This is a genomic window from Streptomyces synnematoformans, assembly GCF_039531005.1.
GTDB classification, from domain to species: Bacteria; Actinomycetota; Actinomycetes; order Streptomycetales; family Streptomycetaceae; genus Streptomyces; species Streptomyces synnematoformans.
Map to the genome: position 1 here is coordinate 1 of NZ_BAAAPF010000518.1, position 2992 is coordinate 2992.

2 protein-coding genes are annotated in these 2992 nt (G+C 77.2%); both read right to left on the minus strand.

The window, feature by feature from the left end:
- Positions 1-1610, minus strand: a 1610-nt coding sequence (locus ABD317_RS35365) for a type I polyketide synthase (RefSeq protein WP_344295847.1), incomplete at its 3' end; no start/stop codon positions are given.
- Position 1611: 1 nt separating this feature from the next.
- Positions 1612-2992: type I polyketide synthase (locus ABD317_RS35370; RefSeq protein ID WP_344295849.1), on the minus strand; the 1381-nt coding region annotated here is incomplete at its 5' end.

Here is a 2992-nt window from a genome sequence, read left to right on the forward strand (position 1 = left end):
GCGCGCTGCCGGTGCCCCGCCCGGGACACCGCCAGCGTGTACGCGACATCGGCGGGATCCAGGCCCGGGTGGCGCTCCACGTGCGCCGCCAGCCGCGCCGCCTGAGCCCGCAGCGCCCCCGACGACTTTCCCGACAACGGCCACACCACCGCCCCCGGACCCGCACCCGACGACGGCGACGCCTCCTCCGGCGCGTCCGGGGCCTGCTCCAGCACCACGTGCGCGTTCGTGCCGCTGATGCCGAACGACGACACCGCCGCCCGCCGGGCCCGCCCCACCTCCGGCCACGGCCGCGCCTCCGTCAGCAGCCGTACCGCGCCCGATTCCCAGTCCACGTGCGGCGTCGGCCGGTCCACGTGCAGCGTGGCGGGCAGTTCGCCATGGCGCATGGCCTCGACCATCTTGATGATCCCCGCGACCCCCGCCGCCGCCTGCGCGTGGCCGATGTTCGACTTCACCGACCCCAGCCACACCGGCCGGTCCTCCGGCCGCCCCCGCCCGTACGTCGCGAGCAGCGCCTCCGCCTCGATGGGGTCGCCCAGCTCCGTGCCGGTGCCGTGGGCCTCGACCGCGTCAACGTCCGACTCCGCCAGCCCGGCGTTCACCAGCGCGTCGAGGATGACGCGCTGCTGCGACGGCCCGTTGGGTACGGTCAGCCCGCTGCTCGCGCCGTCCTGGTTCACCGCGGAACCGCGCACCACGCCCAGCACCCGGTGCCCGTTCCGCCGCGCCTCCGACAGCCGCTCCAGCAGCAGCAGCCCCGCGCCCTCCGACCAGCCCGCGCCGTCCGCCGCCGCCGCGAACGACTTGCACCGGCCGTCGACCGCCAGCCCGCGCTGCCGGCTGAACTCCACGAAGGTGTCCGGCGTCGCCATCACCGACACCCCGCCCGCCAGCGCCAGCCCGCACTCCCCGAGCCGCAGCGCGTTCACCGCCAGGTGCACCGCCACCAGCGACGACGAGCACGCCGTGTCCACCGTCACCGCGGGCCCCTCCAGGCCGAACGTGTACGCCACCCGCCCCGTCGCCACGCTGCCCGCGCTGCCGCTGCCGACGTACCCCTCCAGGTCGGCGGGCGGCTCCGGCAGCCGCGAGCCGTAGTCGTGGTACATGAGGCCCGCGAAGACACCGGTCGCACTGCCGCGCAGCGCGGCCGGGTCGATGCCGGCCCGTTCGCACGCCTCCCAGCCCGTCTCCAGCAGCAACCGCTGCTGCGGGTCCATCGCCAGCGCCTCGCGCGGCGAGATCCCGAAGAAGGCGGGGTCGAAGCCGGCCGCATCGGACAGGAACCCGCCGCTGCGGGTGTACGTCGTGCCGCTGCGCTCCGGGTCCGGGTCGTAGAGCGCGTCGAGGTCCCAGCCGCGGTCGGCGGGGAACGGGCCGACGGCGTCGCCGCCGCGGGCGACCAGCTCCCACAGCTCCTCGGGGGTGTCGGCGCCGCCCGGGAAGCGGCAGGCCATGCCGATGATCGCGATCGGCTCGCGCACCCGGTCCTCGGCCTCGCGCAGCCGCTGCCGGGCGTCCTGGGCGTCGGCGATGGCCCGCTTCAGGTAGTCGCGGAGCTTGGCTTCGGTGGCGGCGCCCTGCGCGGGGCCGGTGCGGTCTGCCATGTCAGGAGTTCCCCAGGTTCTCGACCAGGTCGAACAGGTCGTCGTCCGTCGCGGCGTCGAGGTCGCCGCGGTCCTCCGGCGGGGCCGTGCCCGCGCTCTGCGCCTCGTCGTCGTGCCAGCGTGCGAGCAGGCTGCGCAGCCGTACGGTGATGCGGCCGCGGTCGGCGCCGAGGGCGGCGGAGCTGTCAGCGAGCGCGGTCAGGCTCTCCTCCAGCCGGTCCAGTTCGCCGAGCAGGGTCTGCGCCGGGTCGGCCGGGCCGAGGTCGAGGCGTTCCCGCAGGTGCTCGGCGACGGCCGCGGGGGCGGGGTAGTCGAAGACGAGGGTGGCTCGGAGCCGGGTGCCGGTGGCGCGCTGGAGGCGGTTGCGCAGCTCCATCGCGGTGAGGGAGTCGAAGCCGAGGTCCTTGAAGCCGCGTTCGGCCTCGACCTGCGTCAGGTCGGCGTGGCCGAGGACGTCCGCCACCTGGCCGCGTACCAGGTCGAGGAGGGCGGTCTCCTGTTCGGCCGCGGGGAGCGCGGACAGCCGGGCGACGAGGTCGTGCGCCGGTTCCGCGGGCGCGGCGGCGGCCGTCCCCGCGGCCGGGGTCCGGACCAGCCGCCGCAGCAGGGCGGGCAGCTCTCCGGCGGCGGCGAGGGCCCGCAGCCTGGCCGGTACGAGCCGGACGGGCGCGAGCGCGGGAGGCAACTGCTCCGCGGGCGGCGTGGCCGCCGCGAGCACCGCGTCGAAGAGCGCCAGGGCCTCGGCGGTCGCCAGCGGGGCGACGCCGGTACGCCCGATCCGCGCCAGGTCCGCCGCGTCGAGCGCCGCGGTGATGCCGGAGGCGGACTCCCACAGGCCCCACGCCAGCGAGGCCGCGGGCAGCCCGGCGGCGCGGCGGTGGTGGGCGAGGGCGTCGAGGAAGGAGTTGGCGGCGGCGTAGTTCGCCTGGCCGGCGGAGCCGGCGGTGCCGGCGAAGGACGAGAACAGCACGAAGGCGGGCGGGCGGGGCAGTTCGCGGGTCAGCTCGTGCAGCGTCCAGGCGGCGGCCTTCGGCGCCAGCACGCGGTCGACGGCCTCGGGTGTCAGCGAGTCGACCACGCCGTCGTCCGTCGTCCCGGCGGCGTGGACGACGGCGGTCAGCGGCTGGTCGGCCGGGATGCCGGCCAGCAGCCGGGCCAGCGCGTCCCGGTCGGCCACGTCGCAGGCGGCGACGGTGACGGTGGCGCCCAGCTCCGTCAACTCGGCCACCAGCGCGTCCGCCCCGGGCGCCGCCGGCCCGCGGCGGCTGGTCAGCAGCAGGTGCCGCACGCCGTGCGCGGTGACGAGGTGCCGGGCGACGAGCGCGCCGAGCGTGCCGGTGCCGCCGGTGATGAGGACGGTGCCGTCGGCGGGAGCGGCGGCG